General features: G+C 71.8%; 19 protein-coding genes. 3 read left to right on the plus strand and 16 right to left on the minus strand.

Annotated features, from left to right (window positions below; all coding sequences use genetic code 11):
- Nucleotides 1-58 precede the first annotated feature (58 nt).
- From Msi02_RS09770 to Msi02_RS09805, 8 genes are all read right to left on the minus strand, one after another.
- Nucleotides 59-526, minus strand: coding sequence for a VOC family protein (locus Msi02_RS09770; protein WP_204048045.1), 468 nt, complete (start codon nucleotides 524-526; stop codon nucleotides 59-61).
- Nucleotides 523-1,797, minus strand: coding sequence for an ABC transporter permease (locus Msi02_RS09775; RefSeq protein WP_079319217.1), 1,275 nt, complete (start codon nucleotides 1,795-1,797; stop codon nucleotides 523-525). Before Msi02_RS09775 ends, Msi02_RS09770 begins: the two co-directional genes overlap by 4 nt.
- The gene (locus tag Msi02_RS09780; protein WP_204048046.1) at nucleotides 1,787-3,298 is read right to left on the minus strand and encodes a sugar ABC transporter ATP-binding protein; all 1,512 of its coding nucleotides are present in this window, start codon (nucleotides 3,296-3,298) and stop codon (nucleotides 1,787-1,789) included. Before Msi02_RS09780 ends, Msi02_RS09775 begins: the two co-directional genes overlap by 11 nt.
- Complete coding sequence (locus tag Msi02_RS09785) at nucleotides 3,292-4,275, minus strand: sugar ABC transporter substrate-binding protein (RefSeq protein WP_204048047.1); 984 nt, start codon at nucleotides 4,273-4,275, stop codon at nucleotides 3,292-3,294. Before Msi02_RS09785 ends, Msi02_RS09780 begins: the two co-directional genes overlap by 7 nt.
- 79 nt (nucleotides 4,276-4,354) lie before the next feature.
- Nucleotides 4,355-5,338, minus strand: a complete 984-nt coding sequence (locus Msi02_RS09790; RefSeq protein WP_204048048.1) for an alpha-ketoacid dehydrogenase subunit beta — start codon at nucleotides 5,336-5,338, stop codon at nucleotides 4,355-4,357.
- Entirely contained in the window at nucleotides 5,331-6,278 is a 948-nt protein-coding gene (locus tag Msi02_RS09795; RefSeq protein ID WP_204048049.1) for a thiamine pyrophosphate-dependent dehydrogenase E1 component subunit alpha, read from the minus strand. Before Msi02_RS09795 ends, Msi02_RS09790 begins: the two co-directional genes overlap by 8 nt.
- Nucleotides 6,275-7,645 carry a lyase family protein gene (locus Msi02_RS09800; RefSeq protein ID WP_204048050.1) on the minus strand — a complete coding sequence of 457 codons (1,371 nt, stop codon included), beginning with the start codon at nucleotides 7,643-7,645 and terminating at the stop codon, nucleotides 6,275-6,277. The genes Msi02_RS09795 and Msi02_RS09800 overlap by 4 nt, the downstream gene beginning before the upstream one ends.
- A gap of 2 nt (nucleotides 7,646-7,647) precedes the next feature.
- Nucleotides 7,648-8,406: an SDR family NAD(P)-dependent oxidoreductase gene (locus tag Msi02_RS09805; protein ID WP_204048051.1), complete on the minus strand. Its 759-nt coding sequence runs from the start codon at nucleotides 8,404-8,406 to the stop codon at nucleotides 7,648-7,650.
- A gap of 268 nt (nucleotides 8,407-8,674) precedes the next feature.
- Here Msi02_RS09805 and Msi02_RS09810 point away from each other — a divergent pair, with 268 nt between their 5' ends.
- A complete protein-coding gene (locus Msi02_RS09810) occupies nucleotides 8,675-8,908 on the plus strand; it encodes a hypothetical protein (RefSeq protein ID WP_204048052.1) in 234 nt (77 codons plus the stop codon).
- 27 nt (nucleotides 8,909-8,935) lie between these two features.
- On the opposite strand, the gene Msi02_RS09815 is transcribed toward Msi02_RS09810, so the two are convergent.
- A complete protein-coding gene (locus Msi02_RS09815) occupies nucleotides 8,936-10,705 on the minus strand; it encodes an aldehyde ferredoxin oxidoreductase C-terminal domain-containing protein (RefSeq protein WP_204048053.1) in 1,770 nt (589 codons plus the stop codon).
- Between the two features lie 533 nt (nucleotides 10,706-11,238).
- Here Msi02_RS09815 and Msi02_RS43895 point away from each other — a divergent pair.
- Nucleotides 11,239-13,404, plus strand: coding sequence for a vWA domain-containing protein (locus Msi02_RS43895; RefSeq protein WP_204048054.1), 2,166 nt, complete (start codon nucleotides 11,239-11,241; stop codon nucleotides 13,402-13,404).
- Between the two features lie 144 nt (nucleotides 13,405-13,548).
- Nucleotides 13,549-14,541 carry a YwqG family protein gene (locus Msi02_RS09825; protein ID WP_204048055.1) on the plus strand — a complete coding sequence of 331 codons (993 nt, stop codon included), beginning with the start codon at nucleotides 13,549-13,551 and terminating at the stop codon, nucleotides 14,539-14,541.
- 35 nt (nucleotides 14,542-14,576) lie between these two features.
- Here Msi02_RS09825 and Msi02_RS09830 read toward each other — a convergent pair whose 3' ends face one another.
- The 7 genes from Msi02_RS09830 to glyA all read right to left on the minus strand — a co-directional run bounded on the left by Msi02_RS09830 (nucleotide 14,577) and on the right by glyA (nucleotide 22,040).
- Nucleotides 14,577-14,951, minus strand: coding sequence for a helix-turn-helix domain-containing protein (locus Msi02_RS09830; RefSeq protein WP_204048056.1), 375 nt, complete (start codon nucleotides 14,949-14,951; stop codon nucleotides 14,577-14,579).
- A 267-nt stretch (nucleotides 14,952-15,218) separates the two neighbouring features.
- Nucleotides 15,219-15,644, minus strand: a complete 426-nt coding sequence (gene panD, locus Msi02_RS09835; protein WP_204048057.1) for an aspartate 1-decarboxylase — start codon at nucleotides 15,642-15,644, stop codon at nucleotides 15,219-15,221.
- Nucleotides 15,645-15,797: 153 nt separating this feature from the next.
- On the minus strand, nucleotides 15,798-16,412 hold the full coding sequence (locus tag Msi02_RS09840) for a sarcosine oxidase subunit gamma (protein ID WP_204048058.1): 615 nt from the start codon (nucleotides 16,410-16,412) through the stop codon (nucleotides 15,798-15,800).
- The gene (locus Msi02_RS09845; RefSeq protein WP_444543486.1) at nucleotides 16,405-19,215 is read right to left on the minus strand and encodes a 2Fe-2S iron-sulfur cluster-binding protein; all 2,811 of its coding nucleotides are present in this window, start codon (nucleotides 19,213-19,215) and stop codon (nucleotides 16,405-16,407) included. The genes Msi02_RS09840 and Msi02_RS09845 overlap by 8 nt, the downstream gene beginning before the upstream one ends.
- A 26-nt stretch (nucleotides 19,216-19,241) precedes the next feature.
- A complete protein-coding gene (locus Msi02_RS09850) occupies nucleotides 19,242-19,520 on the minus strand; it encodes a sarcosine oxidase subunit delta (RefSeq protein WP_143737718.1) in 279 nt (92 codons plus the stop codon).
- A gap of 13 nt (nucleotides 19,521-19,533) precedes the next feature.
- Entirely contained in the window at nucleotides 19,534-20,781 is a 1,248-nt protein-coding gene (locus tag Msi02_RS09855) for a sarcosine oxidase subunit beta family protein (RefSeq protein WP_204048060.1), read from the minus strand.
- Complete coding sequence (gene glyA, locus Msi02_RS09860; RefSeq protein ID WP_204048068.1) at nucleotides 20,778-22,040, minus strand: serine hydroxymethyltransferase; 1,263 nt, start codon at nucleotides 22,038-22,040, stop codon at nucleotides 20,778-20,780. The genes Msi02_RS09855 and glyA overlap by 4 nt, the downstream gene beginning before the upstream one ends.
- Nucleotides 22,041-22,052 lie beyond the last annotated feature (12 nt).

A 22,052-nucleotide genomic window follows, 5' to 3' on the forward strand; every position in this document is an offset into this window, starting at 1 on the left:
CCCCTCCTCATGATCAATCGGTTGAGCCTGCACAAGCTAGACGCGGGTCAGCGGCCTGTCAACGGAGCTTCACGGACGGCGGCTGGACCAGCTCCAGCGTGATGTCGTCGGGGTCGAGGAAGTAGCAGGCGTAGCCGCCCGCGTTGATCCCCGCCGTGATGGCGTTGGGCGGTGAGACGAACCGTACCCCGGCCGCCGACAGCCGCGCGTGCTCGGAGAGCGCGTCCTCGACTGTGAGCGCGAGGTGCGCCGCGCCGGGCAGGTGCCGGGCCGGGTCGCGCGCCTCCCCCCGCGGCCGTACGTACTCCACCAGCTCCAGGTCGTGGGTGGACACGCCCCGGGGCTGGCCCGGCACGGCGAGCTGCGCGATGCGCAGCACCGCGTCGGGGTAGCCCACGAGCCTGCGGGTGTAGTCGTTGTCCTGGTCCTGCCGGTGCACGAGGGCGAACCCGAGCAGGTCGCGGTAGAAGGCGACGGACCTGTCGAGGTCGGCGACCGTGAACGAGAAGTGCCACACGCCTCTCATCGCAGCGACTCCTGTCTCTCCGGCTCCACGCCGGACTCCTCGGGCGATTGCGGTGCGGCTCCCGAGTCGCGCACCCTGCGGACCTGCCGCTGGCGGCCGGCGATCGTGTAGATGGCCGCGGCGACGATGACGACCGTGCCGACGATCACGCCCTGGTAGTTGGCGCCCAGGTTGAGCACGTTGAAGCCGTTGTCGAGCGTGAACAGGATGAGCGCGCCGACGACGGACTTCAGCACGCTGCCGAACCCGCCGAACAGCGAGGTGCCGCCGAGGATGGCCGCGGCGAGCACGGTCAGCTCGGTGCCCTGCAGGCCCGTGGGGTTGATGGCCAGCAGCTTCGCCGCGAACAGCACGCCGACGAAGCCAGAGCCGAGCCCGTTCAGCACGAACGCGCCGATCCGGTAGCGGTTGACGTTGATGCCGGAAAGCCGGGCCGCCTCCGCGTTGCTGCCCACGGCGTACAGACGGCGGCCGATCACCGTGTAGCGCAGCACGGCCCAGGTGACGCCGGCGATGACGATCAGGTAGTAGGTGGGCTTGCTGAGCCGCAGCTCGAAGCCGAGCACGGGGTCGAGCACGGCCACGACCAGCCCGGCCGCCGCGATCACCGCGCCCTTGAGCGGGCTCCCGCCGGTCCTGCGGGCGAGCAGCGCCACCGCGGCGCCGACGACAAGCGCCGCCACCCCGAGGATCGCCAGGATGTGCGGGACCGTCCAGTAGCCCGACTGCAGCGCGATCAGCGCCCGCTGCGCCTCCGGGTCCTTCGCCGTGATCGTACGGCCGTCGGTCAGGATCAGCACCAGGCCGCGTACGGCCGTCATCGTGCCCAGCGTCACGATGAACGCGTTGATGCCGACCAGTTGCACGATCAGGCCGTTCACCGCGCCGCAGACGAGCCCGGCGGCCAGTGCGACGGCCATCGCCAGCGGCAGGCCGAGCGAGCCGACCAGGCTGAGCGCCATCGCCGCGCCGAAGGCGGACACCGACGCGATGGACAGGTCGAAGTTGCCGCTGATCAGCACCACGGTGGTGAACACGGCGAGGATCGCGACCAGCGACGACTGGTCCAGGATGTTGATGACGTTGGTCGGCGACAGGTAGCTCGGCCGCCCCATCTGGCTCGACAGCAGCGTCAGCACGGCCACGATCAGCACGAGGGCGTAGACGACGCCCGCGTTGCCGGGGCGCAGCGCGGCGGCGGCACGGGCACCGAACGTCTTCCCGCCCGCCACCTTGTGCCGGGCGCCGGACCGCGCGCTCTCAGGCGGCATCGTGCGCACCCCCGAATCCGTTGGCCAGCATCAGCAACTCCTCCTCGGATGTCTCGTGCGCCGGTCGCTCCGCGACGATCCGGCCTTCGCGGACGACGAGCACGCGCGTCGCCACCGCGAGGATCTCCTCGAACTCGCTGCTCACCACGAGCACGGCGCCGCCCTCGGCGGCGAACCTGCGGACCAGGTCGAGGATGTCGGCCTTCGCCCCGACGTCGACCCCGGCCGTGGGCTCGTCGAGCATGAACACGCGGGCCCCGCCGTACAGCCACTTGCCGAACACGACCTTCTGCGCGTTGCCACCGGACAGCTCGGTGACCAGCGCCTCGGGGCCGGGGCAGACGATGCCGAGGTCGCGGATGGCCCGCTCGGCGCGCTCGGCCTCGGCCGCCTCCCGGGGCAGCGCCCGCGCCGACGACAGCGACGCGAGGTCGGGCAGGGAGATGTTCTTCCAGATGGGGAACGCGCCCACGATCCCCTGCGCGTTGCGGTCCTCGGGGACGAGGGCCATCCCGGCGGCGACCGCCGCCCGGGGGCCGCGCCGCACGGGACGGCCGTCCACCAGCACCTCGCCGCGGGCGCGGGAGTCCGCGCCATAGACCGCGTGCAGGATCTCCGACCGGCCGGAGCCGAGCAGGCCCGCGATGCCGACGACCTCGCCGCGGCGCACCTCGAACGACACGTCGCGCACCCCGGCCGGCGAGCTGAGGTTCCGTACGGCGAGGGCCACCGGGGCGTCGGCGGCGACGGGAGCAGGGGCGCGGCGCTCGGCCGCGAGCAGGTCCCGCCCGACGATGGCCTGCACCAGCCGGTCCTCGTCGTAGGCGGCGGTCGGGCCCTCCTCCACCACCGTGCCGTCCCGCAGCACGGTCACCCGGTCGGTGAGCGACAGCACCTCGTCGAGGAAGTGCGACACGTAGAGGAAGGCGGTGCCCTGCGCCGAGAGCCTGCGCACCACGTCGAACACCACCTGGCGCTCGCCCTCGGCCAGCGAGGCGGTGGGCTCGTCCATGACGACGAGGTTCGCGCCGATGGCGAGCGCCTGCAGGATGGCGACCATCTGCCGCTCGCCGATGGCCAGATCGGCCACCTCGGCGTCCGGGTCGATCTCGTAGTGCACCCGCCTCAGCAGCCGGTCGAACTCCCGGCGGCGGGCGCGCGGCAACCGCCAGGGCCCGGGGGCGCCGAGGAAGACGTTCTCCAGCACGGTCAGCGTGGGCGCGAGCGGGACGTGCTGCATGATCGTGGCGACGCCCGCCTTCCTGGCCGCGCCGGGGTCGCGCCAGACGACCTCCTCGCCCTTCCAGCGCACCGTGCCCGACGTCGGCGCGTGCGCCCCGGCGATGATCTTGATCATCGTGGACTTGCCCGCGCCGTTGGCCCCGACCAGGCCGTGCACGCTGCCGGGGAGGACCGTGAGCCGCGCCCCCCGGAGGGCGACGGTGCCGTTGGGGAACGACTTGCCGACGCCCTCGAGGGACAGCAGCGGGGTGTCTACCATTGCGGCGTGCAGTCGGCGACGTTGTCCTTCGTGATGGCCGGGGTGTCGTACGTCACGAAGGCGGCGTCCTGCTTCTGCTCGCCGGTCAGGTGCTTGTACAGCGTGTCGAGGGCGAGCTTGCCGAGATCCTCGGGCTTGAAGCAGACGGTGCCGGCGATGTCGCCGGAGGTGACGGCGTCGACGCCGAGCTTGCTGCCGCCGATGCCCACGATCTTCGCCGTGGAGTTGGCCGACTTCACGGCCTTGGCGCAGCCGACCGCCATGTCGTCGGACTCGGCGTAGAAGAGCTTGACGTCGGGGTTGGAGGCGAGCATGTTCTGGCAGGCCGACTGGGCCTTGTCCTGCACCCAGTCGCCGGGCTGGCGGGCCACGACCTCGAACTTCGCGCCCTTCGCCTCGGCGGCCTTCGGGAAGTCCTGGTAACGCAGCACGACCTCGGCGAAGCCCGCCGCGCCCTCGACCACGGCCATCTTGCCGCCCTCGGGGAGGATCTGCGCCGCGATCTCGCCGGCCTTGCCCCCGGCTGCGGGCTCGTCCTGCGTGACGAGCGCGACCAGGCCGGGGTAGACGTCCTTGAGCTGACGGGTCTTGGGATCGCCGACCTGGGACGCGACGGCCACGGTCGGAATGTTCGACGCCTTGAGCTTGTCGGCGAGGCCCTGGGCGACGCCGGAGTCCACGGGCAGCAGCAGCACGCCGTCCGGCTGCTGCGCGATGAGGTCCTGCACGTCGTTGCTCTGCTTGTCGGCCTTGCCCTGGGCGTCCAGCTCGGTGATCTTCACGCCGAGCTTGGCGGCCTCGTCCTTGATGCCCTTGCTGATGGCGGAGGGGAACGGGAAGCTCAGGCCGAGGTTGGAGACGCCGATCGTGTATTCCTTCTTCTCCGAGGCGGCCTGGGTGGCGCCGTCGCCGCCGGAGCCGCCGCAGGCCGTCGCGCCGACCGCCAGGGCGGCCACGACGAGGAGTGCCTTCTTCATTGTTTCTCCTGCTCAGGGGAAGTCAATCGTTTGCTCAAATCAGGTAGTGACATTTCATGACGTGCTCGCTCAAGGCCGCTCAGCCCTTGACGAGCGCTCGCACCTCCCCCGCGATGCGATCGGCGTCCGGCAGCAGCGCCTGCGCCAGGATCGGCGCGGCCGGCATCCGGACATCGGGCGCCCCCACCCGGATGGGCGGCGCCAGCAGCGGGACGCCCGCCCCGGCGACCCGCGCCACGACCTCGGCCCCGAACCCGCCGGTCACGTTGGCCTCGTGGACCACCGCGAGCCTGCCCGTACGGCCGGCGCTCGCGAGCACGGCCTCGGTGTCGAACGGGTTGAGCCAGGGCGTCTCCAGCACCTCCACCTCGATGCCGTCGGCGGCCAGCGCCTCGGCCGCGTCGAGCACCCGCGCGGTCATCGCGCCCCAGGCGACCACCGTGACGTCGGAGCCGTGACGGCGCACCCGCGCCCCGCCCATGGGCTGGACCGGGCCGCCGACCGTCACCTCCTCCTTGGCGCCGAAGTAGAGGGTCCTGTTCTCGATGACGAGGACCGGGTCGTCGCAGTGCACCGCGGTCACGAGCAGGTCGTAGGCGTCCTGCGGCGTGGACGGCATGCACACCCGCAGCCCGGGGACGTGCAGGAACAGCGCCTCCAGGCACTGCGAGTGCTGGGCGCACGCGCCCGGGGCGTTGCCCTGCTGGGTGCGGATCGTCATCGGCGCCGTCAGCCGGCCGCCGGAGACGTAGCGGACGTTGGCCGCCTGGTTCACGATCTGGTCGAGCGCCACCAGCGAGAAGTCGGCCCACATGATCTCGACGATCGGGCGGCGGCCCATCATCGCCGCGCCCACGGCGCTGCCCAGGATGGCCGACTCGCTGATCGGCGTGTCGAAGGCCCGGTCGCCGAACTGCTTGCGCAGCCCGCGGGTGACGCCGAACACGCCTCCGGGGAGGCCGACGTCCTCGCCGTACACGAGGGTCTCGGGCAGCTCCGCCATGAGGCGGTGCAGCGCGGCGTTGACGGCCTCGCCGTAGTTGAGCTTGCGGGTCTCAGGCATAGAGGTGCTCCCTCGCGGTCGCGGGGTCGGCGAACGGCGCGGCCAGCGCCGCCGCGGCGGCGGTCTCCATCTCGGCTCTCGCGCGGGCCTCGACCGCGTCGACCTCGTCGGCCGGCACCCCGTCGGCGAGCAGGCCCGCGCGCAGCCGGGCGATCGGCTCCCGCGCCCTGATCCGGTCCATCTCGCCCGGCTTGCGATAGTTCTCCGCGTCACCGATGTAGTGACCGACGATGCGCTCGGTCATGCACTCCAGCAGCGTCGGGCCGCCGTTCTCCTTGGCGACCTCCAGCGCGTCGCGCACGTGGAAGCGGACGGCCTCCACGTCGTTGCCGTCGATGCGGTAGCCCGGCATGCCGTACGCCGCCGCGCGGTCGGCGAGCCTGCTCGTGCGGACCATGTCGGCGATCGGGGTCAGCTCGGAGTAGCGGTTGTTCTCGCAGACGAAGACCACGGGCAGGGAGAAGGCGGCGGCGAAGTTCATCGCCTCGTGCACCGCGCCCTGGTTCATCGCGCCGTCGCCGAACACGGTGACCGCGGCCCGGTTGGAGCCGTCGTAGCGGCCGGCCAGCGCCGCGCCGCAGGCGATCGGGGCGCCCGCGCCGACGATCGAGTTCTCCCCGTGGAAGCCGTACTCCGCGGCGGTGAAGTAGGCCGATCCTCCCCTGCCGCCGTTGACGCCGGTCTCCCGGCCGAGCAACTCGGCGAACATCCGCTCGGCGGGGACGCCCCTGGCGAGGGCCCAGCCGTGTCCCCGGTAGGTCGCGAACAGCGCGTCCTCGGGCTCCAGCACGTCGCAGGCGCCGACCGGGATCGCCTCCTGCCCGATGCACAGGTGGACGGACCCGACGATCGGACCCGCGAGGCGCAGCTCCCGCACCTTCTCCTCGAAGGCGCGCACGCGCCACATCGCCAGCAGATCCGCAAGCCGTCGCTCGCTCATTCGCCGGACTCCTCGTTGTCGTGGTCCATGGTTGCCTCGCCGCGCCATCCCGCGAGCGCGGCCACGCAGACCGCCTCGGCGTCGCCGACGTACGACTCGGGGGGCAGCGGCAGCGCGCCGAGCGTGGCCAGGTCGTCGGGACCCGCCACCTCGCGCAGCGTGTCGACCAGCGCGCCGCGCCGGGCCCGCGCCTCCTGCGCCGCCTGGTAGACGAGGTCGTGCGCCCGCTCCCGGCCGAGCGCCGGGGCCAGGCGCATCATGTACGCCTCCGCCATGATGAGCCCGCCCTCCGCGTCGAGGTTGGCCCGCATGGCGTCGGGGAAGACGCGCAGCCCCTCGGCCACCTCGGCGGCCGTGGCGAGCGCACCGGCGGCCAGCTCGGCCAGCAGCGGGACGGCGTACCACTCGATCTGCCACTCGCCCGCGGCCCGCTCGTGGCCGGCCTCCATCGCCCGGAACAGGGCCGAGCTGAGCGCTCCGGCCGTGCCCGACATGCCGATGACGGCCTCGCAGCCGATCGGGTTGGCCTTCTGCGGCATCGTCGACGAAGCGCCGCGGTGGTGCCCGCCCGCCTCGCGCACCTCGCCGACCTCGGTGCGGGACAGGTCCACCACCTCGCGGGCGAACCGGGCGGCGGTGGCCGCGACGCTCGCGCAGGTGACGCCGAACTCGGCGATGCCGTCACGGGCCACGTGCCAGGGCACGGCGGCGGCCGCGAGGCCGAGCCGTACGGCCATGCCCTTCCTGACCTGGGCCGCCTGCTCGCCCATGGCGGCGGAGGTGCCTCCGGCGCCGAAGAGCGAGACGACGCGGACCCGGCGCGCGGCCGCCCTGACCCGATCGCGCTGACGGGTGAGCTCCGCCAGCAGCACCGCGAGCTTCGCCCCGAACGTCGTGGGCACGGCCTGCTGGGCGTGGGTGCGGGCGGCGATCACGGTCGCCGCGTGCTCCTCGACCAGCCGGGCGAGAGTGTCCCCGAACGCGCCGAGCAGCGCGGCGAGCCGGTCCAGGGCCTCGCCCATCTGCAGAGCCACGCCGCTGTCCATGATGTCCTGGGTGGTCGCGCCGTAGTGGACGCGGCCGTTCGGCCCCTCGGGCAGCGCCGCGGCGATCATGCGGACCAGCGGCAGGATCGGGTAGCCGACGTTCACCGCCTCCCGCCACAGGCGCTCGACGTCGACGTTGTCCAGCACGCAGGCGCCGGTGATGGCGTCGGCGTCGGCGGCGGTGATCACACCGGCGTCGGCCTGCGCCTGCGCCAGGGCGGCCTCGACCCGCAGCCAGGCGAGCACGGTCCGCTCGGCCGAGAAGATCGTCGCCATCCCGGCGTCGCCGAACAGCTCCGGCAGGAGCTTGAAGGTCTGCATGGTCAGTCCATCTCCAGTCCGCCGTCGACGTTGAGCGCCTGGCCGGTGACGAACGAGGCGAGGTCGCTGGCCAGGAACAGCACCGCCGCGGCGATCTCCTCGGGCCGGCCGGGCCGCCGCAGCGGCGACCGGTCGCTCACCTCCTGGAGATACCGGGCGCCGGCGTCGGGGCCGAAGTGCTCGTCGCGGTCGGCCATGATCTCGTCCCACATGCGGGTGAGGATGACCCCGGGGCAGACCGCGTTGACGCGCACCGGGGCGAGCGCGAGCGCCGCCGACTTCGTCAGCGACAGCAGGGCCGTCTTGGTGGCCGAGTAGTGCGCCGCGTTCGGCCGTCCCGACCGGGCGGCGACCGAGGCCAGGGTGACGATCGACCCGCTCCCCTGCTCCACCATGCGCCGCCCGGCCGCCTGGGTGAGCCAGAACGTGCCGTTCAGGTTCACGTCGACGATCCTGCGCCACTCGTCCGCCTCGACCTCGAGCAGCGGGGTCGTCCGCATGATGCCGGCGCAGTTCACCAGGACGTCGACGCGGTCGAGGCCGTCCACCAGCGCCCTGGCCTGGCCGGGGTCGGTGATGTCGGCCGCGCGGGCCTCCGCCCCGACGGCGGCCGCGGCCTCGGCCAGCCGCGGCCCCTCCAGGTCGGACAGCACCACGCTCGCGCCGGCGTCCGCGAGCGCCCTGGCGCACGCGACGCCGAGCCCTCCCGCTCCCCCGGTCACGAGCGCCGTGCGCCCGCTCAGGTCGATAGTGACTGCCATCCCCGATGGTCTCCCTTGGTTCTGTGTCCCGGTCGCGTCCCGGTGGCCGTGCGGCGGGATCGGAACGGGCCTCGTACGCCACCCGTCCGCCGCACTCGTCAAACGATTGACCAGACCATAGCAGCGGCCTCACAAACCGGACAAGAGGTTGGTCAATCGTTTTTCTTGTGCCCCTAAAGAGGGGGATACGGAGCCGTGCGGCGCCGCGATCACGACGTCTTCCGCATCAAGCGCCCGCTGATCCCTCGCAGGTGGTAAATGAAGCGGCATGTGGTCACGAGGCGAGAAGAACAAGCCCGAGAAGGTGGAACCTCCGGTCACCCCCTGCCCCGACTGCGACGGGCAGCGCGTGCGCGCGAACGTCTCCAGCGAGATGGACCTGCGCAGGGGAGGCCGCTACGTGAGCGACATCGCCGGATCGGTCTGCCTGAGCTGCGGCCGTCTCTTCCTTTACGCGGTCGACATAGAGGAGGTGCGCCGGCGCTTCGCCCCGCCGGCGTGACCGGCGTCAGGAGCCTTTCGGCCGGGGTCAGCGCCAGCCGAGTTCGGCGTGGAAGGCGTCGAGCGCTCCCGCGAAGTCCTCGCGGGCCAGCCGCGCCCCCGCGTACGGCCCGGCCGTGATCGGCTCGTCGTGCAACCGGGCCGGCAGCGCGTCGGGCCCGCCGCCCTCGCGCAGCGCGTACGCGCGCATCAGGTCGAGCCGCGCGGCGCCCGCCGCGAGCAGGTCGCCCAGCGTGCACCCGACCCCGGAGACGGCCGTGACCAGCGCCGTCAGGTGGTCGAGCGTCAGCGGCCTGGTCGGCGAGGAGGCGAACAGGCAGATGTTCCACGCGTCGAGGGCGCTCCACAGGCGCAGCAGGCGCGCCGTGCGCCGCCCGCGTTCGGCGTCGAGCAGGCCGACCGGCGCGGGCTCGGCGCCGATCCGCGCCGCCTCCGGCAGGCAGTAGGCGAGCGCGCCTCCGGGTTCGAAGTCCAGGTCGTGCTCCAGCGCGTCGTAGCGCGGCCCGCCCGGCGCGGCGGCGTAGCCCAGCCCGAGGCCCGGCTGCACCCGCGGGTCGAAACACGGCACCTCGGCGCCCTTCACTGTCATCGCGTACGGCTCGGCATCGAGCTTGCCCGCGGCGCGGGCCGAGCCCTCGGCGAGCAGGTCGCCGAGCGCGCCGCTCCTGGTGGCGACGTCGCGGGCGAGCGCCGTCACCGCCGCCGCATCGCCGAAGGAGGGCCCTTCCGCGAGCAGGCCGCGGGCCGCGCACTCCATCGCGAAGGCGACCGTGCCGCCGAAGGAGACCTGGTCGAGGCCGAGGTCGTTGCACAGGGCGTTCAGCGCGAGCACCGCTCCGGTGTCGTCGATGCCGAGGTTCCAGCCCAGGGACGCGAACGCCTCCTGGCCGAGCCCTCCGGTCCTGCGCTCCGGCACGCCGAGCGGCGCGTAGGTCTTGAGGCAGTCGGTCGGGCAGCCGGGGCAGCTCCCGCTCGTGGCCACCGCGAGCCCGTCGTAGTCGGCCGGGGACGGAACCCGCAGCCCGCTGTCGCCGGTGTGGGAGAAGTTCCGCACGCTCAGGTAGCCGGGCGCGGGCGGCTCCCCCGTCCAGGCGCCGAACCCCGGGTCGGCGTGCTGCCAGGCCGCGAGCGCGTTGCCGGGCATCGCGGCGCGGTAGAAGGCCGCGATCTCCGCCAGGGCGCGCGGGTCCGCCACGGCGGCCGGGGCGTCCCCCGCGCAGACGATCGCCTTGAGGTTCTTGGCGCCGAGCACCGCGCCGAGGCCGTATCGGGCCGCGGGGTAGGCGTAGTCGGTCACCACGCTCGCGTAGCGGACCAGCCTCTCCCCCGCCGGCCCGATGGCGGCGACGTGCGCGCCCTCCCCGTGCCGCGCGCGCAGCGCGTCCGTGGTGGCGGCGGTGCCGAGGCCACCCAGTTCCTCGGCCGGGTGGACGCTGATCCGGCCGTCCTCGACCAGCAGGTACGACAACCGCTGCGCCCGGCCGGTGATCGCCAGCGCCTTGGCGCCCGCGCCGCGGATCCCGGCCGCGAACGGCCCGAGCGCGTGGGCCTCCCCCGCCACCCCGGTCAGCGGCGACTTGGCCAGGAACACCGCCTTCGCGAGCCCCGGCGCGGCCACCCCGCCGAGGATCCCGGCCGCGACGTACAGCAGGGCCCGGGGATCGTACGGGTCGAGCCCGGCGGGGGTGCGCTCGGTCAGCAGCCGCAGCCCGAGGATCGACCCGCCGAAGTGGCCGGTCTCGGCGGACCGATCCTCCCGCTCGACGGACCCGTCGGTGAGATCGACGACGAAGGGCATCAGTGACACTCCTCACGAAGGGGGGCGATTGTGGCGGATAACCTACTCGCCCTCATCGCGAGGCATCGACGCCCACCTCTACTCAACTCGGCAGACAGGGGGCCGGGGAGCTGTCGATCGCCCCGAGGCGATGCTCATAACCGCAATTCAGACGGCCCAGAGGATGGGAAACGGCCACTCTTTTCCTTGCGACAAATCGCCGATCACGCATTTCATCGGGTATATCCGAAAAAGATTCGCTACTCGCGGACACCCCTCATCGGCAGGAGGTGGCCGACTGTGGCCAGTCGAAAACTTGCCGTGAGTGCCCTATTTACATCTATTGGCTAACCAGTCACCATATGACCGTGGCCACACCCCCTCGCTGATCAACGGCTGCGCCGAAAATGTCACCGAGGTCGTCAACAAATGCAATTGGAATCCGATTGCGCCAACGAGGAGAGGGCTCCCGGGTGGCGCAGTCATAGAAATTCTGCACGGCCAGCAATCCCGAATTCGTTGTGGCATAACGCCACACCAGAAGGAATGACACCGTGAGAACGACGCGAAGATTACGGGCCGCCGTGTGCGTGGCGGCGGCCGGTGCAATGCTGATGGCCGGGGTGGGGACGGCGTTCGCCGCGCCCGGTGTCACCCCGGCGAACGTGACGCTGGAACTGGCTCCGGGCGGATCGACGACGATCGCCAAGACTGTGTCCACTCCGGCGATCCCCCCCAAGCCGGATATCACGGTCCTGATCGACACAACGGGGAGCATGGGCGGGGTCATCTCGAACGTGCGGACGAATGCGAACACCATCTTGTCCACCGTCGCTTCGGCGCAGCCGGACGCGCAGTTCGCGGTCGCCGAGTACAAGGACACGGCGGACGCGACGCCGTTCCGGGTGGCGCAGAACCTCACCGCCAACCAGACCGACGTCACCAACGGTCTCAACTCGCTGGTCGCGTCAGGCGGCGGCGACCTCCCCGAGGACGGCATCAACGGCCTGTTCCAGGTCGCGTCCGGGGCGGTCGGCTTCCGGCCGAACAGCTCTCGAATCGTGCTGCTGATCGGGGACGCCCCCAGCCATGACCCCAGCAACGGCCACACGCTGGCCAATGCGATCAGCGCCCTGCAGGCAGCCGACATCACCGTGCTCGCGTTCGACCTGGCCGGGCTGGACTCGACCGGGCAGGCGACCGCGATCACCAACGCCACAGGCGGACGGCTGTTCTCGGGCCTCAACTCCTCGGAGGTCAGCGACACCATCCTGGCGGCCCTGCACAACCTGCCGGTCACGGTCACCCACCAGCTGCGCAACTGCGATTCGAATCTGTCGGTGTCCCTGACCCCGGGCAGCCGGGCCGTGACCAGCGGTGACGATGCCACCTTCACCGAGACCGTCTCCGTCGGCGCCGGAGCCGCACCGGGAAGCACCCTTACCTGCAAGGTGGACTTCCTGCTCAACGGCGTCCTGTCACCAGGCTTCACCGAGACGATCAGTGAACACGTCCCGAAGGCGAGCCCATCGATCGCCACAACGCCGTCGGGCCAGGTGCCCGCGGGCGGGAACGTCTCGGATACGGCAACCCTGTCCGGTGGGTTCCACCCGACGGGCACCGTCAAATTCCAGCTGTTCGGACCCGGCGACACCGACTGCGCGACGCCCATCGAGACTCGTACCGGGACGGTGTCGGGCAGCGGCACCGCCACGTCCGGGAACATCGCCGCGGGTGGAGTGGGAACCTATCGGTGGGTGGCCTCCTACAGCGGCGACGACGCCAACAACCCGGTCACCTCCGACTGCGGCGACGAAGAGGTCGTGGTCGTCAAGGCCACCCCGGGCATCGCCACCACCCCGTCGGCCTCCGTGCCGGCCGGTGGCGCCGTGTCCGACACCGCCACCATCTCCGGCGGGTTCCACCCCACCGGTAGCGTCAAATTCCAGCTGTACGCCCCCGGCGACACCGACTGCACGACGCCGATCGCCACCCGCACCGACGATTTGTCCGGCAGCGGCACCGCCGCATCCGGCAACGTGACCATCGGCGCGGCCGGCACCTACCGGTGGACCGCCACCTACAGCGGCGACGCCAACAACAACTCCGTCACCTCGCCGTGCAGCGAGGAACAGGTCACGGTCACGCCGCAGCGGCTGACCGGACGCGCCTACGGCCTGACCGCCGACGCCTCCCTGGCCGGCATCCAACTGGTCAACATCGCCCCCACTCCCGACACCGGCGACATCTCCACCACGTCGACCGGCACCACCTCGGTGCCCTGCACCGCCACCCTCAGCGGACTGATCAGCGCGCACGCCCTGTGCGCCCAGGTCGCCACCACTGAATTCCCCGGCAAATCCGTGGCCACCGCCTCCATCGACGACACCACCATCGGGATCACCGGAATCCCGGTGATCACCGTCAAGACCATCAAATCCAGCTCCACCACCACCTGCGCCGGATCCACCGGAACCACCACGATCGCCTCTCTCAAGGTCGGCAACACGGTGGTCATCGCAGAACCCACCAATATCCAACCCAACACCACGGTGAACGTCGGCGTCGTCAAGCTCGTCCTCAACGAGCAGACCGCGTTCACCACCCCCGACAAGGGCCTGACCGTCAACGCCGTTCACATCACGGTCAACGCCCTCGGTCTGGCCAAGACCAACGTCGTCCTGGCCTCCGCCGAAAGCGATATCGGCAACTGCCCATAACCCCACCCATCCGAACCCATCAACCGCAAGGCCGGGCGGAACACCATGGCTCCGCCCGGCCTCGGCCGGCCTTCAGGCGCCCGCGGCGTCGCTCTGCTCCGCGTAGGCGGTCTCTGTCGGAGGGGCCCGATAGATTCCTTCGGCATGACCCGAACGACCCCGCCGCGCCCTGTCGACATCGCCGCTGTCTTTCCCGAGATCGCGCCGCTCGCCCGGACGGCCACCCGCCTTCATCCGCGGCCTGGAACGCCCGGCGTACACGACAGTTCGATCGGCGGCCCCCTGCTGTGGCCCTCGGACGAGCCCTGGCCGGTGTGCGGAGAGTCGCACGAGAACGGGGGCGACTTCACCCGCCTGGACGTAGAGCGGCGCCGCAGGCGCATCCTCTCCGCGGCCTGGGGCCGGACACGCAAGGGCGAGCAGTTCGCCATCACACCTGAGGAACGAGCCGAACTCGACCGTCTCGACAAGGAGTACGCCGACCCTGACACCCCCGCCACCATGCTGGCCGTCGCCCAGCTCTTCATGCGGGAGGTGCCCGACCTGGTGGGACCTCCCGGGGCCGATGTCCTCCAGCTCCTGTGGTGTCCGCGCGACCATGGCCCCCACTACTGCCCCTCGCCCGTCCTGCGCTGGCGACGTTCGGCCGATGTGACCGACGTGCTCGCCGAACAGCCCGAGCCCGATGTCATGGAGTACGACACCTATCTGCCCGTGCCCTGCGTTCTGCATCCCGAGCAGGTCGTCGAGTACCCCTACGCGGACTTCCTGCCCGGTGATCTGGAGGAGCGGATCCGGACCTGGGAGGAGTCCAGCGGATACGACTACTTCTCCGAATTGTCGATCGCCGACGGCTGGAAGGTGGGCGGATACGCGGCCTGGAATCTCACCGATCCCTACCCGATGCTCTGTGACGACTGCGGGGCCGACATGGACCTGCTTGTGAAGGTCGACAGTGGAGAGTGGGACGGAGCGGAGAGCTGGCGGCCTCTGGAGGACGCCGGGCCTGAGAGCGAGTTCCACGAGCACCCGAACCGATCCGAGCCTACGCAGATCACGATCGGCCGTGGATACGCCTTGTGGATCTTCACCTGCCCGGTCTCGTTCGACCACCCGCACGGAGTGAGCATGCAGTAGCCGGAACACGACCTTGATCAGACGGTCAGGCGGTCTCACTCACACTCTGAATGCGCTCGCAGGCGGAATTCAGCCACGCTGCCAAGCCTCAGGACTTCCAGGAGCGAAGGTCGGCTCGCTTTGGGAAGTGGCTCAAGCTGGACACTGAGCCGCAGTTCCAGCGCTTCGGCGAGGCGTTCGAGCATGGGGATCGTGGGCATCGTGCCCCCTCCCTCGAAGCGCGCCACCGCCGGCTGCTTGAGTCCGGCCCGCTCGGCGAGCTCGGCTTGGGTGAGGCCGAGTTCTTCGCGCCGCCGCCGGACAGCCTCGCCGAGCTCGAAACGGATCCGTGCGGCTTCGTAGGCGGCCCCAGCGCCAGGCCGGCTCATGATCTCTGCACGCTTGTCGGACCACGCCCTGCGCTCGGTCATGGCACTCACTCCTCCTCCGCCGTGTGGGCCTCCGCGATACATCGCTTCATCGCCCGCACCGCACGTTCGATCTCGGCCGTCTCACGCATCCGCTGCTTACGGAAGACCGTCAGCAGGATGATGCGCCTGCCCTAGCGATCCAATAGCTGATCGCACGGCCTCGCGGGAGAGATGGAATCGTCAGAGCAAGTGGCCTGCCTCTGAAATGGGAAAACCCGGCTCAGCGGGAGTCCCACCGTCGCTTCACAGGACTGCCCGTCGGGCGGGTCAGTCCACGGCGGGTGGGGTGAGGTCGCCGGGGGTCAGGCCCATGCCGTCGGGTACGGCGGCGGGGTCGGAGCCCACGTGGATCGGCTTGTTGTCGCGGTCGACGAAGACGACGCGCGGCTTGAGCGCCTTGACCTCCTCCTCGGTGACCAGCGCGTACGCGATGATGATCACGAGGTCGCCGACGGAGATGAGGCGGGCGGCGGCGCCGTTGATGCCGATCACCCCGGAGCCCGCAGGGCCCTCGATGACGTACGTGGACAGGCGGTTGCCGTTGTCGATGTCGACGATGTCGACCTTCTCACCCTCGACGAGGTCGGCCTCGGCCATCAGGTCCGCGTCGATCGTCACCGAGCCGACGTAGTGCAGATCGGCCTGCGTGACGGTGGCGCGGTGGATCTTCGACTTCATCAGCGTGCGGAACATGATCTCCTACCGGGGTATGGACGGACCTCCTCACGAGCGTCCTCGATGGTATGTCACGCCCCGAAATGCCCGGTCGTCAGCCTCGCACAACGATGCGCATCGGCCCGGCGAGGTGCGGAGTCGCACGGGCCGATGCGCAGCGTGAACAATCGCTTATCCGCCCGCCACGTACTCGACGGACGCGTCGAGCAGCCACTCCGCGACGTACGCCGCGAAGGACGAGCGGACCAGCAGGCGGAAGCCGTCCTCACCGGCGACCAGGACGACTGCCGCCCTGGCCAGCATGGTCTGGGCGCACCGGCCCGGGCCGAACGCCCGGGGGTGCAGGTCCAGCGCGCAGCCGTGGGCCAGCACGTCCCGCGCCCGTTCCCCGCCGACCACCAGGGTGGTGCGCTGGGCCGACACGTCGACGACCGAGACGTGCTCGCCGGCCGCCGCCTCCTCGATCCGCTCCACGAGGTCGCGCGCGGCGCCGTCGGGGCCGACCACCAGCCACTCGTCGGGCCCGAGCCACAGCACCTCCAGGTCGCCGCCGCCCGCCGTGGTGCCGGGCTCCACCGGCAGCGGCACGCCGATCGCCGTCCCGATGCGCTCCGCCGCCGGGCTCTTGGGGTCCACCCGGAGGTTGATCTGGGCCAGGAAGGGGATCTCGGCCAGGCGCAGGCTGCCGCCCGCGCTCGCCGCCTCGAACCTGGCCGCGAACGCCGCGGCCGGACTCCTGCGGCCAACCGCCGGCTCAGCCACAGAATCAGCCACAGAATCAGCCATCGCGGCGCGCTCCTTCCGGGTCGTACAGGACGTGGGAGGTCACGGTGACGGGCACCAGGTCCGCTCCGACCGGCGCGTACAGCCGCTCGCCGACCCGCTCGCGCCCGCCGCTCACCAGCGCGAGCGCGAACGTACGGCCGAGCGCGGCGCTGCGGTAGCTGGAGGTGACGAAGCCGAGCGTCGGAACCGGCGGCTCGGGCAGCGCCGAGGTCTCCACGAGGTGGGCGCCCTCGGGCAGCAGCACGCCGGGGTCCTCGGGCAGCAGGCCGACCAGGTGTTTGCGGTCGGGCCTGGAGGTGTCCGCCCGCGCGTAGGACCGCTTGCCGATGAAGTCGGCCTTCTTCTTCGAGACGATCCACTCCATGCCGAGGTCCTGCGGGGTGACCGTGCCGTCGGTGTCCTGGCCGACGATCGGGAACCCCTTCTCGGCGCGCAGCACGTGCATGGTCTCGGTGCCGTACGGCGTGACCTCGCCGGACGCCATGACCGCCTCCCACAGGGCGAGCCCGAACCAGGAGGAGACGTTGATCTCGTAGGCCAGCTCACCGGAGAAGCTGATCCGGCAGACCCGCGCCTCGATCCCGGCGACCTCGGTGTCCCGCCACGTCATGAACGGGAAGCTGTCGTTGCCCACCGCGAGGCCGGGCGCGAGCCGCGCCAGCACCGCGCGGGAACGCGGCCCGACGAGCGCCACCGTCGCCCACTGCTCGGTGACCGACGTGCAGTGCACCCGCAGGTCCGGCCACTCGGTCTGCAGCCACTCCTCCATCCAGTCGAGCACGGCCGCCGCGTTGCCGGTGGTCGTGGTGACGAGGAAGCGGTCGTCCGCCAGGCGGATGACGGTGCCGTCGTCGAAGACCATGCCGTCGGGGCGGCACATCACGCCGTAGCGGATGGAGCCGACCTTGAGCGTGCTCATCATGTTCGTGTAGAGCCGGTCGAGGAACACCGCCGCGTCGGGGCCGACCACGTCGATCTTGCCGAGCGTGGAGGCGTCCATCGCCGCCACGTCCTCGCGCGCCGCCCGGCACTCGCGCAGCACGGCGGCCTCCATGTCCTCACCCGGCCGGGGGTAGTACCAGGGCCGCTTCCACTGCCCGGCGTTCTCGAACAGCGCTCCGCGCGCCACGTGCCACTCGTGCATCGCGGTGACGCGCACCGGGTCGTGCAGCGGCCCTCGGTCGCGGCCCGCCAGCGCGGCGAACGAGACCGGCGTGTACGGCGCGCGGAACGTCGTGGTCCCGAGTTCGGCGACGTCGACGCCGAGCGCGTGCGCCACGACGCCGCTGGTCAGCAGCCCGGACGTCTTGCCCTGGTCGTGGGCCGTGCCGGCGGTGGTGTAGCGCTTGACGTGCTCGACCGAGGTGAGCCCCGCGCCGGTCGCGCGCAGGACGTCCGCCACGGTGACGTCCCGCTGCAGGTCCACGAAGTGGGTGCCGTAGTCGCCGGCCTCCACGAGCCACAGGTGCTCGGCGGGCGCGGCGGTGGGCTCCTCCTCGGCGGCCGGCAGGCGATGGCCGGACGCCACGGCGAACCCGGCGGCGGCCAGCGCGCGGCGGCCCGCCTCGGCGCCGTCCTCCAGGCAGGCCCGCAGCGTGCGGACCCCCGTGCCCCCGACACCCCTCGCGAACCCGGCGGCCTCCACCGCCTGGCGGGTCTCGCCGGGCGTGAACGCGCCCAGCCCCTCGTCGTAGCGCAGCGTGCCCCCGGCCTGGCTGAACAGGTGCACCACCGGCGTCCAGCCGCCCGACACGAGCAGCAGGTCGGCGGCCACCTCCCGGGTCGCGCCCGCGCCGCGCGGGCCGATCTCCACCGACGAGACCTCGCCCTCGCCCTTCGCGGCGGTGACCACGTAGCCGGTCAGGACCTCGATACCGCGCTCGGCGCAGCGGGCGGCCCACGCCTCGCCGGGAGCCCGCCGTACGTCGGCGATCGCGGCGATCTCGACCCCGGCGTCGGCGAGGTCGAGCGCCGCCGCGTACGCGCTGTCGTCGGTGGTGAACACGACCGCCCGGCGCCCGGGCAGGACGCGGTAGTGGTTCGCGTACGTGCGGGCCGCGCCGGCCAGCATCACACCGGGCAGGTCGTTGCCGGCGAAGGCGACGAACCGCTCGTGGCCGCCGGTCGCCAGCACCACGCGGGTTGCCCGGATCCGCCAGACGCGCTCGCGCGCCATCTCGGCGGGGGCCGCCGCGCCCAGGTGGTTCGTCCGGCGCTCCACCGCGACGACGTAGTTGTCGTCGTAGTGACCGACGACCGTGGTGCGGCGCAGCACGCGCACCTCCGGCAGGGCGGCCAGCGCGGCGACCTCCTCGGCCGCCCACTCGCGGCCCGGCCTGCCGTCGAGCGTCTCGGTAGTGCCGAGCAGGCTGCCGCCCGGCTCGGGCCGTTCGTCGGCGAGGATCACCCGCCCGCCGGCCCGCGCGGCCACGCCCGCGGCGGCGATGCCGGCCGGTCCCGCGCCGACCACGAGCACGTCGCAGTGCGCGTGCACGGCGTCGTAGCGTGCCGGGTCGGGCCGGTCGGCCAGCCTGCCCTGTCCCGGCAGGCCCGTGGCGACCAGGCCGTCGTACAACTCGACGGTCGTCGCCTGGAGCATAGGCTCGGGGAAGGGCTCCTCGATCTGGACGAGCGCGTTCGGCTCCTCGCAGCCCGCGGCGTACACGCCGCGCGGACGGCCGAGCTTGACGCTGCTCGCCACCGCGCGCACGCCGTTGGCGAGCAGCGCCGACGCCAGCGTGTCGCCCTCCAGGCCCTCGTAGTCGCGGCCGTCGAACCGGAAGCGCACCGTCTTCCCCGTCACACCCTCGCGACGGTACGGCTGAGCCGTCATGCGATCACCGGCCGCGGCTCGCCCGTCCGGTAGACGGCGTGGATCTCGTTGGTGGCGGTGTCCCGTACGGCGTTGAACCAGCGGCGGCATCCGGCGGTGTGGCTCCACCGCTCCGCGAACAGGCCCTTGGGATTGTCGCGGAAGAACAGGTAGCGGGCCCATTCCTCGTCGGAGAGGGCGGCCGGGTCCTCCGGATAGGCGACGTGGGCCTGCCCCCCGTAGTGGAACTCGGCCTCGTCCCGCGGCCCGCACCACGGGCAGGGAATCAGCAGCATTCTGTCTCCGGTGTTAATGCGCGACGGCGGCGGCGCCGTGCTCGTCGACGAGCTTGCCGGTCGTGAACCGGTCGAGCGAGAAGGGGGCGTTGAGCGGGTGGGGCTCGCCGGTGGCCACGGTGTGGGCGTAGCACCAGCCGACGCCCGGGGTGGCCTTGAACCCTCCGGTGCCCCAGCCGCAGTTGACGTACAGGTCCTCGACGGGGGTGAGGCCGACGACGGGCGAGGCGTCCGGAGTCACGTCCACCACGCCGCCCCAGGTCCGCAGCACGTGCGCCCGCGCGAAGACCGGGAACAGCTCCAGCGCGGCCGACATCTGCCGCTCGATGATGTGGAACGCGCCGCGCTGGCGGTAGGAGTTGGCCGCGTCGATGCCCGCGCCCATGACCAGTTCGCCCTTGTGCGCCTGGCTCACGTACACGTGGACCGCGTTGGACATGACCACGGTGGGGTGCACCGGCTCCAGCAGCTCCGACACGAGCGCCTGCAGCGGGTGGCTCTGCAGCGGCAGCGACACTCCCGCGTACCCGGCGACGACCGAGGAGTGCCCGGCGGCGGCGAGCGCGACCTTCTTGGCGGCGATGGGGCCGCGGGTGGTCTGTACGCCGGTCACCCGGCCGTCGCGCACGTCGAGGCCGGTCACCTCGCAGTGCTCGATCATGTCGACCCCGAGGTCGGCCGCCGCCTTGGCGAAGCCCCACGCCACGTAGTCGTGCTTGGCGATGCCGGCCCGGGGCTGGTAGGTGCCGCCGAGCACCGGGTAACGCACGTCGGGCGAGATGTCGACGATCGGGCAGACCTCCTTGACCTGCTCCGGCGTCAGCCACTCGGCGTCCACGCCGTTGAGCCGGTTGGCGTTGACCCGGCGCACGCTGTCGCGCACGTCCTGAAGGCTGTGCGCCAGGTTGAGCACGCCGCGCTGGCTGAACAGCAGCGGGTAGCCGAGGTCCTCCTCCAGCCCCTCCCACAGCTTCAGCGCGTGCTCGTAGATGCCCGCGCTCTCGTCCCACAGGTAGTTCGACCGGATGATGGTGGTGTTGCGGGCCATGTTGCCGCCCGCGAGCCAGCCGCGCTCCAGCACCGCGACGTCGGTGATCCCGTGGTTCTTGGCCAGGTAGTAGGCCGTGGCCAGGCCGTGGCCGCCGCCCCCGACGATCACGACGTCGTACGCGCGCTTCGGCTCGGCCGAGCGCCACAGCCGGTCGGGGTGGCCGGGCAGATCCGCGCCCGGCGTCCTGCGCCCTTGAGTTCCGGGGCTCATCGCCCCTCACCGAGACCCGGGTAGAGGGGGTGCTTGGCGGCGAGGGCCTCGACCCGGGCGCGCAGCGCCGTCAGGTCCGCGCCGGGACGCAGCACCTGGGCGATCACGTCGGAGACCTCCTCGAACTCGGAACGGGCGAAACCGCGGGTGGCCAGGGCCGGGGTGCCGATCCGCAGCCCCGAGGTGACCATCGGGGGCCGGGGGTCGAACGGTACCGCGTTGCGGTTGACCGTGATCCCGGCCTCGTGGAGCCGATCCTCGGCCTGCCGGCCGTCCAGCTCGGATTCGCGCAGGTCCACCAGCACCAGGTGGACGTCCGTCCCGCCGGACAGCACCCGTACGCCCGCCTCGGCGGCGTCGGGCGCGAGCAGCCGGTCGGCGAGGATCCGCGCGCCCTCCAGCGTGCGGCGCTGCCGGTCGCGGAACCACTCGCCCGCCGCGATCTTGAATGCGACCGCCTTGGCCGCGATGACGTGCTCCAGCGGGCCGCCCTGCTGGCCGGGGAACACCGACGAGTTGATCTTCTTGGCGAGGTCCTCGGTGGACAGGATCACGCCGCCCCTGGGCCCGCCGAGCGTCTTGTGCGTGGTCGTGGTGACGACGTGCGCGTGCGGGACCGGCGACGGGTGCAGCCCCGCCGCGACCAGCCCGGCGAAGTGCGCCATGTCCACCATCAGGTAGGCCCCGACCTCGTCGGCGACGCGCCGGAAGGCGGCGAAGTCGAGGTGGCGGGGGTAGGCCGACCAGCCCGCGATGATCAGCTTGGGCCGGTGCTCGCGGGCGAGCCGCTCGACCTCGTCCATGTCCACGAGGCTGTCGCTCTCGCGCACGTGGTAGGCCACGACGTTGTAGAGCCGGCCGGAGAAGTTGATCCGCATGCCGTGGGTGAGGTGGCCGCCGTGCGCGAGGTCGAGGCCGAGGATCGTGTCGCCCGGCTCCAGCAGCGCCGACATCGCCGCCGCGTTGGCCTGCGCCCCCGAGTGGGGCTGCACGTTGGCCGCCTCGGCGCCGAACAGCGCCTTGACCCGGTCGATCGCGAGCCGCTCGATCACGTCGACGTGCTCGCAGCCGCCGTAGTAACGCCTGCCGGGGTAGCCCTCGGCGTACTTGTTGGTGAGCACCGAGCCCTGCGCCTGCATCACCGAGACGGGCGCGAAGTTCTCCGAGGCGATCATCTCCAGCGTGGATCGCTGGCGGCGCGTCTCCTCGCCGATCGCCGCCGCGACCTCCGGGTCGGCCTCGGCGAGCGGCGCGTCCATCACAGAGTCGTT

Source organism: Microbispora siamensis (assembly GCF_016863095.1).
Taxonomy (GTDB): Bacteria; Actinomycetota; Actinomycetes; order Streptosporangiales; family Streptosporangiaceae; genus Microbispora; species Microbispora siamensis.

Coding starts and splice junctions, on each gene's coding strand:
- Msi02_RS09770 (WP_204048045.1), bottom strand. CDS start 526: ATGAGAGGCGTGTGGCACTTCTCGTTCACGGTCGCCGACCTCGACAGG.
- Msi02_RS09775 (WP_079319217.1), bottom strand. CDS start 1,797: ATGCCGCCTGAGAGCGCGCGGTCCGGCGCCCGGCACAAGGTGGCGGGC.
- Msi02_RS09780 (WP_204048046.1), bottom strand. CDS start 3,298: ATGGTAGACACCCCGCTGCTGTCCCTCGAGGGCGTCGGCAAGTCGTTC.
- Msi02_RS09785 (WP_204048047.1), bottom strand. CDS start 4,275: ATGAAGAAGGCACTCCTCGTCGTGGCCGCCCTGGCGGTCGGCGCGACG.
- Msi02_RS09790 (WP_204048048.1), bottom strand. CDS start 5,338: ATGCCTGAGACCCGCAAGCTCAACTACGGCGAGGCCGTCAACGCCGCG.
- Msi02_RS09795 (WP_204048049.1), bottom strand. CDS start 6,278: ATGAGCGAGCGACGGCTTGCGGATCTGCTGGCGATGTGGCGCGTGCGC.
- Msi02_RS09800 (WP_204048050.1), bottom strand. CDS start 7,645: ATGCAGACCTTCAAGCTCCTGCCGGAGCTGTTCGGCGACGCCGGGATG.
- Msi02_RS09805 (WP_204048051.1), bottom strand. CDS start 8,406: ATGGCAGTCACTATCGACCTGAGCGGGCGCACGGCGCTCGTGACCGGG.
- Msi02_RS09810 (WP_204048052.1), top strand. CDS start 8,675: ATGTGGTCACGAGGCGAGAAGAACAAGCCCGAGAAGGTGGAACCTCCG.
- Msi02_RS09815 (WP_204048053.1), bottom strand. CDS start 10,705: ATGCCCTTCGTCGTCGATCTCACCGACGGGTCCGTCGAGCGGGAGGAT.
- Msi02_RS09825 (WP_204048055.1), top strand. CDS start 13,549: ATGACCCGAACGACCCCGCCGCGCCCTGTCGACATCGCCGCTGTCTTT.
- Msi02_RS09830 (WP_204048056.1), bottom strand. CDS start 14,951: ATGACCGAGCGCAGGGCGTGGTCCGACAAGCGTGCAGAGATCATGAGC.
- panD (WP_204048057.1), bottom strand. CDS start 15,644: ATGTTCCGCACGCTGATGAAGTCGAAGATCCACCGCGCCACCGTCACG.
- Msi02_RS09840 (WP_204048058.1), bottom strand. CDS start 16,412: ATGGCTGATTCTGTGGCTGATTCTGTGGCTGAGCCGGCGGTTGGCCGC.
- Msi02_RS09850 (WP_143737718.1), bottom strand. CDS start 19,520: ATGCTGCTGATTCCCTGCCCGTGGTGCGGGCCGCGGGACGAGGCCGAG.
- Msi02_RS09855 (WP_204048060.1), bottom strand. CDS start 20,781: ATGAGCCCCGGAACTCAAGGGCGCAGGACGCCGGGCGCGGATCTGCCC.
- glyA (WP_204048068.1), bottom strand. CDS start 22,040: ATGGACGCGCCGCTCGCCGAGGCCGACCCGGAGGTCGCGGCGGCGATC.